The sequence below is a fragment of the Psychrobacter sp. GTC18467 genome (genome assembly GCF_055397455.1).
The window spans coordinates 716,837-733,046 of record NZ_AP038920.1 but is presented as its reverse complement, the minus strand read 5'-3'; the positions used below and the strand labels follow the sequence as shown (position 1 = coordinate 733,046).

The window sequence follows — 16,210 nt, the reverse complement described above, 5'->3', positions numbered from 1 at the left end:
CAATTGCAACTTTGTTTAAAGTAAGGGCGTTGAAACCTTAAGAGTTTTACCAACGCTAACTGCTAGAAAAAGTCAGGATTGAGACACTATGAGTAAGATTTCAGGTCAGTTAACCGTATTATCGATGGGCGTGGCAGCGGTGCTTTGGTCGCAAGTGGCAGCTGCTGATGAGTTGATGCAAACCTCACTACAAAAAGTGGTGGTCACCGCCAATAAGTCAGTTCGTAAAGATGCCCAAGAAGATAGCATTTATGTTGATGACTATGTTCCTGCCCAGCAAGCAAGTCATTTAAGTGATTTTCTAGACACCGTTCCTGGGGTGACAGTTGGCGGTACCTCAACCGTGAACCAACGTATTCGTATCCGTGGTCTTGATGATACCAATTTAAAAGTTACCATTGATGGCGCTCGTCAAGAAGGCAAGCTGTTTTATCATATGGGTGACATCACGATTGATCCTGACTTACTCAAAGAAGCTGAAGTGTCAGTGGGAAATAACTCAGTCACCCTTGGTAATGACGCCATTGGCGGTGCGGTTGCGTTTAAAACCGTCGATGCGGCTGATTTGTTAAAGCCGAATCAAAAGGTTGGGGCAAAGCTTCACGCCGGTTACGCGAGCAACAATGATGAGTGGTTAACCGCCGCCACCGTCTTTGCCGCGCCTACTGAAAATACCGACTTGCTTGCTTACTATGGTCGCCGTGATAGCAACTCAGGCGAAGATGGCGATGGTCGTGAGTTGTTCGAAGACAGTAAAGGCGAAAATATCTTATTAAAAGCGGGCGCCTCAATTGCGAACGATCATCGCATCGGCGCAAGCTTTAGCCGAACCGAAAAAACAGGAATTTTCCCATTCCGTCCTGATTTTCCAAGCCGTCCTGAAGCACCCATCCCGCAAGAGGTTCGCCGCGATACGGTTGCAGTCGATTATAACTTTAACCCCACCAACCCATGGTTTGATGTCACTGCCAATATTTATGACACCAAAACCCGCATTTTACGTGACTCCGATTTTGAGAAAAATCCAGGTTATGAGTTTGATGCCCAAGTAAAAACCACCGGCGGCAAAATTCAAAACGTGAGCAGCATTGAGGGCAGCGTTGGCAATCATCGCCTGATCAGCGGGATTGAGCATTATAAAAAACAATCAGAAATGTCCCGTGATTTTGTGAAAAGCGGCGACGACCAAGCAAGAAATACCTCAATTTATTTAGAAGACCAATGGCGCAATGGCAAGCTAAGCTTAACTCCGGGTGTTCGCTTTGATCGCTATGAATCGCCAAAGTTCATCGCTGATGGCAAAACTTATAACAACGTGGTCGGCGCGCTTGCCGGAAGCTACGAGATTGCCCCAAGAACCCAAGTATTTGCAAGCTACACGCAATTATTTAATGGTCCTGATCTCAGCCAAGCCATTTTTAACTCAAATGGCGATAACATGTTCGTTAACAAAGATCTGAAGGCTGAAGAAGGCTCAAATACCGAAGTTGGTGTTATCAGCACCCTTCGCGATTTGACCGTGGCGAATGATGCGCTGCAACTAAGCGGCAAATACTTTGAAACCAACATTGAAAACTTTATCGAGTTCGTTCGAGCCGGTGGTAGCCGAGTCGGATTGGATTGTGCGACTGGGGCGTTAGGCGGCACTTGTCAAGGCGCTGTGAACAGCAATGAAGACTATAAAATCAAAGGCGTAGAGCTTGCTGCGGATTACAAAATGAACAATTTTGGCATGGGACTTAGCTACACCCGCGCTCGCAGCAAAGGCGACAAAACCGGCAATACCATTCCTTCGGTAACCGGCAGCAGCGCGGACTCAGGTGATCGTTATATGGTGGATTTAACCTATGATCCAACTGAGGAAGTCGGCTTAGGTTGGCGCAGTACTTATGTTGCCTCAATCACCGACAACAAACAAATTACCAAACCAAGCTACGATGTTCATGATGTTTATATGAGCTACTTACCGCGTCAGTTGGAGAATTTAAAAGCCACGCTTGGGGTTTATAACCTCTTTGACGAAACTTATGCCAGCCACTCATCGCGCTTAAATCCAGCAGATGATGTTGCTACAGATTTTGAGTTAGGTCGCAATATTAAAGCTTCTTTGACTTATCAATTCTAAAATTCTAAAAGCAATTAAAAAAGCCAGCTTAAGCGTTAAGCTGGCTTTTTTATGACCTCCTGCCTTGAATTAACCCAGAGTTATAAAAATATTTTGTAGCAAACATTGTCAATTTCTTCAAAAATCATTATGATGGCGCAGCCTTTAAATGCTAATCGTTATCATTATCATTTAAAATTTGCAACCATCAAAGGGGAAAAGTTAGTCGTGTTCTACTGACCTTTGATCAAAAAACCTCTTTTTCAACCTTTTTTAAAAGAATAAAGCTGATGAGCATCAACCTTCGCCAATACTGCCTTTGGATTCACCGCTATACAGGGCTTTTTATGGCTGCCTTTTTGATTATGGCAGGACTTACTGGCAGCTTGCTTGCCTTCCATAAAGAAATCGATGACGCCATTAATCATCGTCTGACAAGTGTTAGGGTAGAAGAATCAACGCTATTACCTATCGCCTCGCTTCACGATAACGTGGTGCAAAACTATCCCCAATATAGCTTTTCAAGCTTGCCGATTGCGATAGAAGCTGATAAGTCCGTGGTATTTTTTGTCGATAGATCCCGTGACAAAAGCCAAGCCAAGCCTTTATTTCAAGAGGTTCATGTCAACCCTTATTCAGGCGAGATCATCGGAACTCGCGATAAAGACGCTTGGCAATGGCAAAATGTGATGTGGAAGGTGTTTTGGCTGCATCGCGAGCTGCTGCTTGGCGATATTGGTAAGCTGGTTTTGGGAATTGTGGTGCTGGTTTGGACGCTTAATTGTTTTATTGGCTTTTATTTGACCTTACCCAGACCGACCAAAAAAAGTCGAAACTCTGCAAAAAAACGCGCTTCCGTTTTAAAGCGCTGGCTTCCGGCTTGGAGAATCCGTACCAAAACCAATACCTTTAAGCTCAATTATGACCTGCATCAAGCGTTTGGACTTTGGCTTTGGTTGATATTCTTTGTGATTGCGTGGTCGAGTGTGGGATTTAACCTCAAGCAAGTTTATCAACCCGTAATGAAAGCGACGATTGGACTTGAGGCAAAAGGAAAGGATAAAGATAAAAAGGCGGATAAGGCAAAAAATCTTGCGCAAAAGCAAAGTGAGGACGAGCAAGCCCTATCAAAAGCGATGCCAAATGACGCTAAAAATTTTGCCGTCACCAAAGCCAATAGCATCGATTATCTGAGCCAACAAGCGACAATCGCTTCAAAAAATTACGGCGCCGTTTTCCAAAAGCCATTAGGAATCCGCTGGGACAGTGAAGAGCAAGTTTGGCAACTGCGCTTTAAAACCGATAAAGATGCCGGTCAAAAAGGCGGCGCCTCAAGCATTTCAGTCGATGCCAAATCCGGCGCGGTGGTTCGAACCCATTTTGGTGATGAAAGTACGGCTGCCCAAAAGACAGACCAATGGCTCAGCGCCCTGCATATGGGTCATATTGGTGATGGGGTCGGGCATTTACTTTATCAGATATTTTTAGCCATAACCGGTGTGGCTTTGGCAATTGCTTCAGTTACGGGCGTTTATTTATGGCTTAAAGGTCGAAAGTCGCGAAAACTTGCGAAGAAAAAAGCGCCCATTACGCCACCGTATCCACAATCACCGGTCGCCCTGCGTGCTGCAAAACGGTAACGTCAACATCATAAAGCGCCTTGATGGTCTCACCGGTGATGACCTCGCTTGGCGCACCGACCGTGACAATTTCGCCATTTTTCATTGCCACAACAGTGTCGGCAAATTGGGCTGCTTGGTTAATGTCATGAAGCACAATGACCACCGTTTTTTGCTGATTTTGGCTCAATTCACGAAGCCTGCGCATCAATTTGCCCGTGTGATACATATCAAGGTTGTTGAGCGGCTCATCAAGCAAAATATAAGGTGTGTCTTGGCAAACAATCATTGCAATCAGCACCCGCTGCCGTTGACCGCCTGACAATGACGACAAAAAGCGCTGGGCGAGCGGCTCAAGTTCAAAGCGCTCAATCATCTCAGCGACTTTTTGAAAATCGGTAGCGCAAGGTTTGCCTTGATGATACGGATAGCGCCCAAACATCAAGAGCTCATGAACGCGAAGACGACCTTGAACGTGGTTTTCTTGGCTGAGCATCGCCACGGTTTTGGCAAGCGTTTTGGCATCGCAACTGCTGATGTCATGATTGCCAAAGCGAACGCTGCCAGATTGCAACGGCTGAAGTCGTGACATCAGGGAAAACAAGGTTGATTTGCCCGCGCCGTTAGGACCAATTAAGGCAATCACTTGTGATGCAGGCAAGTTTACATTGATGTCATGCAGGATTTGATGTTGACCAATTTGGTACGAGATTTGTGAAAGCTCAATCATAACGGTACTTTTGACAAATTAAATAAATGGAGGGCGATTAACGGCGGCGCTGCATCATAAAAATCAGCGCCAAAAAGACCAAACCGCCGGCAAGCTCAATCACCACGGATAAGACCCCTGCCATGCCAAGCAACTGCTCAAAGACTGCTTGACCTAAAACCAAGCAAACCATGGCAATTAGGCTCACCAAAATCAGCCGCTCGCCGTGATACATTTGCCGCGCTAGGCGATTGGTAAGCGCACAAACCAGCAGCCCAAAAAAAGTGACAGGACCGACAAGCGCCGTTGCCGTTGCCACTAAAATGGCAATGATGGCAAGCAGCCCAAAGGCTAAGCGTTGATAGTTGATTCCTAAATTGATGGCTTGTGGTTTGCCAAGCATCAGCACGTCACATTGAAAGCGCAGCCGCCAAATGATGATCGCTGTGATAACGCAAACTGCCGTCGTGATTCCTAACAGCTGAGCATTGACCGTATTAAACTGCGCATAACTGACCGCTTGCACCACCACAAAGTCATCAGGGTTAATCAAGCGAGCAATCAGCGCGGACAGACTGCGAAACAAAACGCCAAAAATCACCCCAACCAAAATCAGCCGTGTTAAGTCTTGATTGGCTTTGGAGAATAATAAATAAAACAATAGCAGCGACGCGCCAAACATCAGCACCACTTCAAATAAAAACTTGCCAACAGGAGGAACATTGGCGAAGCTGATTGCCCCCAAAAAAAACACCATGAGGCTTTGCAGCAGCACATAAAGCGAGTCAAAGCCTAACAGCGACGGCGTTAAAATTGGGTTTTGGGTGAGGGTCTGAAACAGCAAGGTTGAAACGCCAATCGCGTAACCCACCACGATAAGCGACAACAGTTTTTTACCGCGAAGGGGCAGGGCAAAGTCCCAGTAACCGTGAACGTTAAGGGTTAAAAACAATACCGCAGAAATGATCAGCATCAGCGCTAAAATCGCAATCGGATGCGCAGCTAGTTTAAGCAGCCTTGCTGACCAATGATGGTCGTTATTTAACGGGTTAAGCGCCGCGGCTTCAGGTTGAGGCGACTTCATAAGCAAATCTTATTACTGATAAAAAAATTGGCACCGCGAGCGATTTAGCGGCAGTTTAGCGATTTATTAGCGATTTGGCGCTCGCAGCAGCAGCCATAAAAACACCACCGTTCCGACGACGCCAAACACCGTTGCCACCGGAATCTCAAACGGATAACGAATGGCGCGACCGATGATGTCACAAAGCAGCACCGCCGATGCTCCCAAAAGCGCCACTGCCGGCAAGCTGCGTTTGAGTTTATCGCCCATCATACGGCTGACGATGTTCGGAACCACCAAACCGATAAACGGAATCATTCCCACCGTCACCACGACCACCGCGCTCATCATTGCCACCATACCCACGCCAAGCCAAGTGACCTGCCGGCGGCTGATGCCAAGATTGAGCGCAATATTATCACCCAGACCGACAATGGTGAGTTTATCCGCCAATATATAAGCAATCACGCAAAGAATTCCGGTGAACCAAAGCAGCTCATAGCGACCAGCAAGCACCCCTGAAAAGTCGCCAAATTGCCAAACGCTCAGCATTTGCAGCGTTTCTGTTTGATAAGCAATAAAGGTGGTGATGGCATCGATAATGCCGCCAAACACAATACCAATGAGCGGAATCATCAAAAAATCGGTTGGCGGAATGCGGTGGATAATGACCATAAACAGCATCATCCCAATCACTGCGGTGACGGTTGCGACCCCCATTTTAATAATCAGCGCACTTGCCGGAAACCATAAACTGACAATCAGCAGCCCAAGCGCGGCGCTTTGAGTGGCGCCAACCATCGATGGCTCAACAAAGCGGTTTTTAAGCACCACTTGGATAATCATTCCTGAGACCGCCATGGCAACGCCCGTTAAAATGATGGCAAGCGTTCTTGGTAGTCGGCTAATCAGCAAAAGCGCCGTATCAGAATTTGCGCTTTGATGAGCGATACTTTGCCAAATCCCCGACCATGAAAAATCAGCCACCCCAAGGGAGAGGCTGATTAAAATGAGCGCCGCCATGATAAAAAAGCTTGCGCTATTTAATACCCAAGGTGCAATCTTGCTTGGCGTTTTATAAGCAAGCTTCACCTGACTTAAGGACGCCACAGTCGGTGACGCTTTAGGATCTGTATCAGGCAAAATATCTTTGGTGCTGCTGCGATAAAACGAAGTCATAGGCAAAGTGGCAAAAGCGGTGTTAAGTTAAATCAAACGCTTACGAAGCGCTTGGCGATTTGGCGCTGCTAAACGCTTTTTTGATGTTGGTCAAGTCTTGCATCCACTGGTTATAACCGCCAAACGCAAGGTAAGAATCTGGGCTTAAATAGACCACCTGCTGATTTTTCCAAGCCGGAGTTTGCGCCACCAAGGGATTGTCAAGAACTGCTTTTGCCCCCGCGCCATCTTCACCAATTGCGGCGCTGCGGTCGAGAACAAACAGCCAATCAGGATTGGTTTTTTGGATATATTCAAAAGAAATCGGCTGACCATGCGGTCCTGAATGAATACTGCTGTCAGCGGCAGGAATATCAAGAACGGTATGGATAAAGCCAAAGCGTGAGTCAGGACCATAAGCGGACAATTTGTTGCCATTGACCATCACCACAAGACCGCGACCTTTATCTTTGGTAACGGCTTTGGTTTCACTGATCGCCGTATCAATATTTTGCTGAAGCTTTAACGCCTCATCACTTTTACCAAATAGCGCGCCTAAATCATGAAGGCGCTTTTTACTGGATTCATAGATATTGGTAGTATCAATGCTCATATCAAGCGTGGGCGCAATGGCAGCCAGCTCATCATATTTTTCTGCCATTCGTGAGCCAATCAAAATGGCTTGGGGCTGCATGGCATTAAGCGCCTCTAAATCTGGCTCAAATAACGTTCCAACCTCTTTAGGATCGGGCTGATTTTTCGACACTAAATTGTCTAATTTTAAATTTGCAGGCTTGCCATCAACCGCCACATCAAGCGCCGCTAAGTCTTGCAGCAAGGTCATGTCATAAACCACAACCGGTGCCGGATTGATGGGTAAGCTGACCACACCTTTGACTGTATCCACATCAATTTTGGCGGTAGAAACGTTATCATTATCTGCCACGTTTGATGCCGCATCTGCCGATTCATTTTTCTTTTGTGACTCCGATGGCGCCGAGTTATCCCCTGAAGCGGAGTCCGGCTTTGAACAGCCTGACACTCCTGCTGCTGCCAATATTGAGGCGAGCATGACAGACATCACAGATTTATTAAATAAAGAGGCGGGAAGGGATCGGGGCGTGGTAGTCATCATAAAAAACTCGTTTAATCAGTAACTTTGAACAATAGCAATCGAATTTCTAGCTGTGGTGACGGCTAAGAAAAATTATCGCCATTGCTACAAATGAAAAGTCATCATACGGTAATTGCATAGTTTTTTCAATGCTAATGATAACGATTGTTATTAATAGTATTATCTGAAATTTAATTCCAGTTAAAATAATTATTGATAATAATTATCGTTTGTAATATCATTGGGCTACTTTATTTTAGACTTCAGTAAAGGTAATGTTGATTTGAAACAATTTGGCGCGCCCTCTCGAAAAGTAAAGCTCATTGCAGCAGCAGGCGTGATTGGCTTACATGCCCTGACCGCTGTAGCGCTGGCGACGGTAAAAACGCCAAAGCCGATCGAAAAACTGGCAGAGACCCCACCGATTGAGATTCAGCTGATTGAGTTGCCACCGCCGCAAGAAAAGCCGGTGGTAAAAAAAGAGCAAAAATTAACCAAACCTGTTAAGCCTGAACCTAAAAAACCTGAACCCAAACCAGAAGTGGCTAAAGTCGCACCACCGCCAAAAGCTGACCCTGTGGTCGAAGAGGTCGTTGAAGAGGTTGTCTCAGAGCCAATTCCTGAGCCAAAACCTGAACCTATCATTGAAGAAAAGCCAACGCCGCTTCCTGAGCCAACCCCTGAACCGCTTCCTGAACCTGAACCGGTGATTAAAGAGAAAATAGAAGCCGTTGACGAGCCAAAAATTCATGAGCAAGACTGGTTTATTAAGCAGCAGCGACTTGAAGAAGAGCAGCGCAAGCGTACTCAAGAACTGGCAAGACAAGCGGCGGAAGCTGCGCAGCAAGAAAGACAGCAACAAGAAGAAGCTTTAAGAAAAGAAGCCTTGCAGCAAGAACAATTGCGCCAAGAGGAGCTGCAACGTGAAGCTCAGCGCAAGCAGCAAGAAGAAGCAAAACGGGTGGCTGAAAAGGCTGCTGCTGACAAAGCCCAAGCTGAGGCTGACGCCAAAGCGCGCGCCGAAGCTGATGCCCGAGCAAAAGCTGAAGCCGATGCCAAGGCTCGCGCCGATGCAGAAGCCAAAGCCCGTGCTGACGCCGAAGCCCAAGCCAAAAAAGCGGCTGAAGAAGCAAGCAACACCCCAGTTAACTTTACGGCGAGTAATGCCAACTGGGCATCGATGCCACGATTTAGCTTCCCAGACCGCGCTGCTCGTGGCGCGCAATCGGGTGATACCTTTGAAGTGGTGTTGCTGCTTCGGGTGAATAAACAAGGTCGCATTGAAAGCGTTCAATTGGCAAGGTCTTCTGGAAATGCCATTTTAGACCGTGAGGCTCAGCGCCAAGTTAAATCAGGACGCTTTAATCCATTTAAAAAAGATGGTGTTCCGGTTGTAGGTAACGTGACCCTACCCATCAGCTATCAAGTGCCCTAAGTTTTTATTTGATAAAGACAGTGATTAACAAGCAACTAAGATATTTGGCAAAAAACTGCCAATTGATACCGTAATAACGCCGCAAATTAGTACCGAATTGATGCCGTTTGCGGCAAACAACAGGAGTCTGACATGGACTTTGCAAGTTACTGGCAATATAGCGACTTGGTGACCAAAAGCTTATTTTTCATTTTGCTGTTGCTCTCCATCTTGTCGTGGGTGACCGGAATTATCCGCGTTTATCAAAGCCATAAGCTATCAACGGTGGTGGCTGATGATTTAAGTCAAGCTATTCAAAATCAAGCGAACCTTGACCAAAGCGATTTAACCGCGCGCCGCGTTGCCACAGAGCAGGCACTGCTTCAGCAAATCGGTCGCTATCGCTACAACAGCGAGCGCGGCTTGCCAATCCTTGGAACGACTGCCGCAATTGCGCCATTTATTGGGCTTTTTGGCACAGTTTGGGGTATTTTTCACGCCCTTCACAACATCGGCATGAGCGGTCAAGCAGGACTAGGTCAAGTGGCAGGTCCTGTAGGTGAGGCGCTCATTATGACTGGATTTGGTATTGCCGTAGCTATTCCTGCCGTGGTGTTTTATAACCTTTGCGTTCGCATTAATCGCAAAGTGATGTTTTTTGCCAATGACCGTGCTCATGAATTGCTTGCCGGAACGGTTCAGGTCAGCCCAAAGCCTACCACCCAAAGAACAGCGCTACAACAACCTGCTAAAGCGGCTAACATGGCGGCAGCGACCAATTACCAAAATTCGGTATCGCAGTCCTCATAACTTTTAACATTATCCGCAAAAGAGACGATTATGGCTTTTCAACTAGGTGACGACGACGCTCATGGCATGAACGAGATGAACCTCATCCCGCTCATCGATATTATGCTTGTTCTGATGATTATCTTTTTGCTGACGGCAACGGTATTAAACCCAACCGTACCGCTAACGCTGCCAAAAACCAGCGCCTCAATGAACGAGCAGCCACCAGAGGTCATTCAAATCAGCGTGGATAAAGACGCCGGAATCTTTTGGGACAGTGACCCCATCAGTGTTGAAGAGTTAGAAAGCCGCCTTGCTGCTGAAAGTGCGAAAGGCACTGACCCCTCAATTCAGCTTCGTGCCGATAAAGACAGCAAATACGACACCGTTGCCCAAGTTCTCGCCACGGCAAGCCAAGCAGGACTGAGTAAAATTGCCTTTGTGAATGAATAAAGAAAAATTCACAATTATAGCAACCCGCAAGCGATACCAATGAGAGCCGCCAGCAGCGCTATAAGTCAAATAATAATAACAATAACTAAAATAATGGTCGAAAAAGACCGCCGCCCTCCCACCTCGCAAGGTTACCCTTGTGAGGTTTTCTTTGTTGGTAAGTTTTTACCTATTTACCAATAATAACCAAATGGGCGATAGCCAAACGGTCTGAAACCATAAGGATAAGGCGAATATAAAGAGTCAAAATCGCGTTGGCGCAAATAGTAATAGCGCCCTTGCGAATAAGCTTCCTCAAGCTTTTCGATGCCCTCAAGCGGACAAACCGGCTGCCAGTCAAAGCCCTCACGACCTCGTTTGTAAGCATTTAACTCTGTACAATACCCTTTTAAGCCTTGTTTGCGACCGGTTTCCCAAGCGATTCGGTTAGGAGCTGACCCCATAACGCTTGCGCATTGGCTAACATAGCGCCCAAAATAATCGCCCGAGCGACCACGCAAACCGTCTTGATAGCCAATGTCTTGCCAGTTGCTGGTTTGGCACTGCTGCGGCGTGAGGTTTTGGGTGGTGGCGCAGCCAGAAAGCAGCAACAGGCTTGCGCTTGCGGCGATTATCGAGGTTTTAGTCGTTAACGATTTTCTTAAAAAATAAGATAAGGCGGATTGCCAAGATAACTTGTTCATAATAATCCTGCGCTAATCGATGGTTTTGGTTTATCATAGCAGCCTTTTTGGCGCAAAATGATTGCCTTCTTGTTATTTTCAGCAGTAAAAATATTGACAAGCTATTGATAGTAAAGCGTTATCAGTATAACAATTTTGCACCTTGATTTTTGGCTACAAAATCGCGATATCGAGGCAAACAGAAAATAACTAAGCTTTTATAATTGGCTAAATAACAAATGAGCAAGAGGCGGAGCACAAACGATGGGGATTTGGATTGCAATTGCTGTGGCATTGTTCGTGCTTGGCAGTATACTCGCCTTAAAGCCAAGCGGCATTGACCAGCGCTTAGATGCGCTGCGCATGACGGCAAGACGCCTTGACTTAAACCCAAAGCTGATTGCTTGCCCTGATTGGGTTCGCGGTCGTGATGAGGCGCTTGGTCACGGTATGATGGGGCAATATGGCTTGGTTCTTGACAACATTCAGCTGCCAAGCCTTCGCTATCAAGTGATTGATGGTCATTTTCGCGTTTTAGACAGCGATGATAAGCATCAAAAAACCGCCTTTTTATTAGACAATACGCCTTTGGAATTGCCGCCAACCATCGCGCCGTTTGCCAAAGCGCTTTATATCAAAGCCAACAGCATCGTGATATTTTGGGAAGATGTCAATTATGTTCGCCCAAACACCAACCCGAATTATCAAAAGGCGCAAATTGAGCCGGATTTATTGGCGCTAAAATCAAGGCTTGTGGCATTGGCAACTCAATTGCAGCAATCGCTTAAATAGCTTCTAGCTCTCATGATTTCAGCCTTTGCGCAAAAAACTTTCGCACCGGCAGCGCTTTTACGGTTGACATGGCAACTCTTAGCAGTGTACCGTCATCATAACTTAATTCGCAGCAATTAAAACGTCACTCAACAGGCAATTGCTGCTTTAAACCGCATTTTTATTAATTTTACGATTGGACAGCCGCGCCTTTACAACGACAACTATATTGGCGATGCGGTCATCCTTCATTGATAGTATGGTGTCGTCAAATATGGCAAAAACCCCAAGCAAAGCTAGCAAAAAAAATGACAACGAAAGCAGCGGCAAGTCGCTCGTTATCGTCGAATCGCCCGCCAAAGCCAAAACGATTAACAAGTATTTGGGCAATGATTTTATCGTGCGCTCAAGTATCGGTCATGTCCGTGATTTGCCGGTAAGCGGCAGCGGCAAAACCACTAAAAAAACGGCAAAAGATGACACCTTAACCAAAGAAGAAAAGGCGCAGCAAGCGCTCGTTCGGCGGATGGGCGTTGACCCTGAGCACGGCTGGAGGGCAGTTTATGAAGTGCTGCCCAACAAAACCAAAGTTATTAAAGAGTTAAAAGCGCTTGCCAAAGATGCCGATAAAATTTATCTGGCAACCGATATGGATAGAGAAGGCGAGGCGATTGCTTGGCATTTAAAAGAGGTCATCGGCGGTGATGACAGCAAATATCAGCGCGTGGTATTTAACGAAATTACCAAATCAGCCATTCAAAGCGCCTTTGAGCAGCCCTCAAAGCTGGACATCGACCGCGTCAACGCTCAGCAAGCGCGCCGCTTTTTAGACCGTGTGGTTGGCTTTATGGTATCGCCGCTGCTTTGGCAAAAGGTGGCTCGCGGCTTGTCGGCAGGTCGCGTTCAGTCGGTTGCCATGCGCTTGGTGGTTGAGCGCGAGCATGAAATCCGCGCTTTTATTCCTGAGGAATACTGGCAAATTCATGCGGACACTCATGTTGCTACTGCCAAAAAAAGCGCCAGTGCTGAGCCGGAAAATATCCGCTTAGAAGCGGTCAAACAAAACGGCAAACCCTTAAAGCTTGGCAATAAAGATCAAACCGACAGTATTCTTGATATTTTAAAATCGGCGGATTTTATCGTCAAAGAGCGCGAAGAAAAACCGACGCAGTCCAAGCCAAGCGCGCCCTTTATCACCTCAACGTTGCAGCAAGCGGCGAGCACACGACTTGGCTTTTCAGTGAAAAAGACCATGATTTTGGCTCAGCGTCTTTATGAAGCCGGTCATATCACTTATATGCGAACCGACTCGACGTTTTTATCGAACGACGCTCAAACGGCTGCTCGCGGGTTTATTGAGGACAATTTTGGCAAAAAATATGTTCCGGCGAAACCCAACGTTTATGGCAATAAGCAAAACGCGCAAGAGGCTCACGAAGCCATCCGCCCCTCTAACGTTAATTTGAAATCAACGCAGCTAAAAGGCGTTGAGCGCGATGCCATTCGCCTTTATGAGCTGATTTGGCGGCAGTTTGTGGCATGTCAGATGATGCCAGCCAAATACTTATCGGTCAATTTACTGGTCACTGCCGGAAATGTTGAATTAAAAGCTCGCGGTCGCACCATGACCTTTGATGGCTTTACCAAAGTCATGCCGCCTGCCAAAACGGACGACACCTTACTTCCCGATGTCAAAGCAGGCGATAAGCTAACCCTTGATAAGCTTGACCCAAGTCAGCATTTCACCAAGCCGCCACCGCGCTACACCGAGGCAAGCCTTGTCAAAGAGCTTGAGAAAAAAGGCATCGGTCGCCCCTCAACTTACGCCTCAATCATCTCGACCATTCAAGACCGTGGTTATGTCAAGCTTGAAAATAAGCGCCTGTTTGCCGAAAAAATGGGTGATATTGTCACCGACCGTTTGACCGCAAGCTTTCCAGACTTGATGGATTATACCTTTACCGCAGCGTTAGAAGACAAGCTTGACCATGTTGCCGAAGGCGAGCAGGACTGGAAAAATGTCCTTGATAACTTTTATGGCGACTTTAAAACCAAGCTTGAGCATGCCAAAGACCAAGACGGCATGCGACCTAATGACCCAACGGACGTTCCTGACATTCATTGCGATTTGTGTAGTCGACCCATGCAGCTTCGCACCGGCTCAACCGGCGTATTTTTAGGCTGCACCGGCTATAACTTGCCGCCAAAAGAGCGCTGCAAAGGCACTAAAAACCTAATGCCCGTTGAAGCGTTTGCCAATCTTGATGATTCAGAAAGCGATGAGATTGCCGAAGTCAAAGACTTGATGGAAAAAAAGCGCTGCCCAAAATGCGCCACCGCCATGGACGGCTACATCGTTGATGGCGGTCTAAAGCTGCATGTTTGTGGCAACAATCCGGATTGTGACGGTTATATTTTAGAAGAAGGCAAATTTGAAGTTCCAGGGTCGGATGCGCCCACCATCGATTGCGACAAATGCGATGGTCAAATGGAGCTTAAAACCGGTCGCTTTGGTCCTTATTTTGCGTGTCAAAAATGCGACAACACCCGAAAAGTGCTCAAAACCGGCGAGCCTGCGCCGCCGCGAATGGCGCCTATCGACATGCCGGACTTAAAATCAACCAAGCATGATGACCACTTTATTTTGCGTGAAGGGGCAGCAGGGATGTTTTTGGCGGCGTCAAAATTCCCCAAAGTTCGCGAAACGCGAGCGCCAAAGCTGAGCGAATTGCGACCTATCCAAGATAAATTGGAAGATAAGTTTCAATATTTATTTGACGCGCCCGATGAAGACCCCGAGGGTAACCCAACCATTTTACGTTGGTCCCGAAAAAACAAAGAACAGTACGTCGGTTCAGAAAAAAATGGCAAAGCCACGCGTTGGGGCGTTTACTGGCGCAATGGTAAATGGATTGAAGAATAGGTCGTCTTAAGTCTTTAACTTGGATTTGTCTATAAAAAACCTCTTAACTTTAAAATGTTAAGAGGTTTTTTTTATGAATAGCTAAGCTGATTTAGCGAAAATTCTTAGTTCATTTCAATAATGCCGCAAGCAATTCGCTCACCTGACGCGCCTGCGGGTTGGCTCATATAGTCATCAGCGCCGCTATGAACGATAAAGGCGCGGCGGTTGACGCTATATTTTCCGGCTTCTGCGGCTGAGATTTTTTTATTCACAAAGTTAAGTGTTGCCACGCCGTCAGCATTGGCGGTGATGTTTGGTAGGTCGCCGGCATGACCCATCATATCATTTGGGTTTGAGTGCTTATAATTGTCAGGATTAAAGTGACCGCCCGCAGCTTTTCCCATATTCGCGCAGCTTCCGGTTTCGTGGATGTGGATAGCAACCGTTTGACCGGGGTTTAAATTCATCAATTTACCATAGACCTGAACGCCATCTTTAACGGGTCGCAAAAACATCTGACCCACTTCCATTTGTTTGGCATCGGTCGTTTTCAACGTGGATTTTAAGGTAGGTTGGCTTAATGGGTTGCCCGTATGCAGCTGACCTTCAGTGCTTTGACAGGCACTTAGTGCAAGCGCGGCGCTGCAAAATACGGCACCAGTTAGCAGGGTTTTTTTATTAAGGTTACTCATTATTATCTCCGTAAAGGCTAATTCTTATTGGTTTTTTAAAGTTATTGATAGGGTTAACTTTGGCTAAGGTTATGCTTTTTTAGTATAGCGAGGCTCAGTTCTAAATAAATGAAGATAAGCGCAACAATCAGTTAATAAATGTAAGCTTTGTGAAAGATTCATAGTGCCGCATACGTTCATTTAACGGCTACGAAAACTATCGCCATGACTGACTAAAAACTTCACAACAAATCGTTTCTTAATACCTGCCAAATTTAGTTATGATGAGTTAGCTAAAAATTTTTCCATAAACGATGTGATAAGAATAAGGAAGCTCTGATGAAAGTTAATAAAATCCTAAGTTTGGCGATTGTTCCGGCAATGTTATTTGGCGTCACGGTAAGTGCCAACGCCGCTCAAGATAGCAACCGCTGCGGCGCTTTAGAACTTAAAATGAACCAAGGCAGCTTTGAGGTCAATCGGGCAGGGGCAGTTATCGGCTATGATTATTGCGAATATAAGTTTTATGCCAAAAAAGGTCAAAAGGTGAGCGCTAAGCTTGTGGGTAGCCAGGATCTGTATCCGGTACTTTATGGTACCAATTCACCCGATATTAGTGAAAATCCGGTAACGCTAAGCAAAACGGGAACACAAACCATCCGCGTGCTGCAACCACGAAACCAAGCCCGAGCAAGCAACACGCCAAAGCCGTATTATTTAACGGTGACGATTAAATAGCGTTGAAATAAGGTTGGAATATTGCAAATAAAAAGCCGAG

14 protein-coding genes are annotated in these 16,210 nt (G+C 46.4%); 8 read left to right on the top strand and 6 right to left on the bottom strand.

From position 1 onward, the window contains the following. Positions 1-88 precede the first annotated feature (88 nt). Both ACZ5XY_RS03075 and ACZ5XY_RS03070 read left to right on the top strand, forming a co-directional pair. Positions 89-2,125: a TonB-dependent receptor domain-containing protein gene (locus ACZ5XY_RS03075; protein ID WP_464742865.1), complete on the top strand. Its 2,037-nt coding sequence runs from the start codon at positions 89-91 to the stop codon at positions 2,123-2,125. A 269-nt stretch (positions 2,126-2,394) separates the two neighbouring features. Further along, positions 2,395-3,744: a PepSY-associated TM helix domain-containing protein gene (locus ACZ5XY_RS03070; protein ID WP_464742863.1), complete on the top strand. Its 1,350-nt coding sequence runs from the start codon at positions 2,395-2,397 to the stop codon at positions 3,742-3,744. On the opposite strand, the gene ACZ5XY_RS03065 is transcribed toward ACZ5XY_RS03070, so the two are convergent. The 4 genes from ACZ5XY_RS03065 to ACZ5XY_RS03050 form a co-directional block, all read right to left on the bottom strand. Further along, positions 3,692-4,453: an iron ABC transporter ATP-binding protein gene (locus ACZ5XY_RS03065; protein ID WP_464742861.1), complete on the bottom strand. Its 762-nt coding sequence runs from the start codon at positions 4,451-4,453 to the stop codon at positions 3,692-3,694. The two genes, ACZ5XY_RS03070 and ACZ5XY_RS03065, sit on opposite strands and share 53 nt — an antisense overlap. Positions 4,454-4,490: 37 nt before the next feature. Further along, positions 4,491-5,516 (bottom strand): iron chelate uptake ABC transporter family permease subunit, encoded by a 1,026-nt coding sequence (locus ACZ5XY_RS03060; RefSeq protein ID WP_464742859.1) that lies wholly within the window; start codon positions 5,514-5,516, stop codon positions 4,491-4,493. Positions 5,517-5,582: 66 nt separating this feature from the next. Then, complete coding sequence (locus ACZ5XY_RS03055) at positions 5,583-6,674, bottom strand: ABC transporter permease (protein ID WP_464742857.1); 1,092 nt, start codon at positions 6,672-6,674, stop codon at positions 5,583-5,585. Between the two features lie 40 nt (positions 6,675-6,714). Next, complete coding sequence (locus ACZ5XY_RS03050) at positions 6,715-7,788, bottom strand: siderophore ABC transporter substrate-binding protein (RefSeq protein WP_464742855.1); 1,074 nt, start codon at positions 7,786-7,788, stop codon at positions 6,715-6,717. A 262-nt stretch (positions 7,789-8,050) separates the two neighbouring features. Here ACZ5XY_RS03050 and ACZ5XY_RS03045 point away from each other — a divergent pair, with 262 nt between their 5' ends. From ACZ5XY_RS03045 to ACZ5XY_RS03035, 3 genes are all read left to right on the top strand, one after another. After that, positions 8,051-9,202, top strand: a complete 1,152-nt coding sequence (locus tag ACZ5XY_RS03045; protein ID WP_464742853.1) for an energy transducer TonB — start codon at positions 8,051-8,053, stop codon at positions 9,200-9,202. 132 nt (positions 9,203-9,334) lie between these two features. Then, positions 9,335-9,991: a MotA/TolQ/ExbB proton channel family protein gene (locus ACZ5XY_RS03040; protein WP_464742851.1), complete on the top strand. Its 657-nt coding sequence runs from the start codon at positions 9,335-9,337 to the stop codon at positions 9,989-9,991. A gap of 30 nt (positions 9,992-10,021) precedes the next feature. Beyond that, entirely contained in the window at positions 10,022-10,423 is a 402-nt protein-coding gene (locus ACZ5XY_RS03035; RefSeq protein ID WP_464742849.1) for an ExbD/TolR family protein, read from the top strand. A 173-nt stretch (positions 10,424-10,596) separates the two neighbouring features. Here ACZ5XY_RS03035 and ACZ5XY_RS03030 read toward each other — a convergent pair whose 3' ends face one another. Then, the gene (locus ACZ5XY_RS03030; RefSeq protein WP_464742847.1) at positions 10,597-11,106 is read right to left on the bottom strand and encodes a DUF2799 domain-containing protein; all 510 of its coding nucleotides are present in this window, start codon (positions 11,104-11,106) and stop codon (positions 10,597-10,599) included. Positions 11,107-11,349: 243 nt separating this feature from the next. Here ACZ5XY_RS03030 and ACZ5XY_RS03025 point away from each other — a divergent pair, with 243 nt between their 5' ends. Together ACZ5XY_RS03025 and topA are read left to right on the top strand one after the other, a co-directional pair. Beyond that, complete coding sequence (locus tag ACZ5XY_RS03025; protein ID WP_464742845.1) at positions 11,350-11,877, top strand: hypothetical protein; 528 nt, start codon at positions 11,350-11,352, stop codon at positions 11,875-11,877. A gap of 253 nt (positions 11,878-12,130) precedes the next feature. Then, entirely contained in the window at positions 12,131-14,779 is a 2,649-nt protein-coding gene (gene topA / locus ACZ5XY_RS03020) for a type I DNA topoisomerase (RefSeq protein WP_464742843.1), read from the top strand. Positions 14,780-14,883: 104 nt separating this feature from the next. Here topA and ACZ5XY_RS03015 read toward each other — a convergent pair whose 3' ends face one another. Continuing rightward, positions 14,884-15,453 carry a superoxide dismutase family protein gene (locus tag ACZ5XY_RS03015; RefSeq protein WP_464742841.1) on the bottom strand — a complete coding sequence of 190 codons (570 nt, stop codon included), beginning with the start codon at positions 15,451-15,453 and terminating at the stop codon, positions 14,884-14,886. A gap of 318 nt (positions 15,454-15,771) precedes the next feature. Here ACZ5XY_RS03015 and ACZ5XY_RS03010 point away from each other — a divergent pair, with 318 nt between their 5' ends. Beyond that, complete coding sequence (locus ACZ5XY_RS03010; protein ID WP_464742839.1) at positions 15,772-16,170, top strand: hypothetical protein; 399 nt, start codon at positions 15,772-15,774, stop codon at positions 16,168-16,170. The last annotated feature ends 40 nt before the right edge of the window (positions 16,171-16,210 follow it).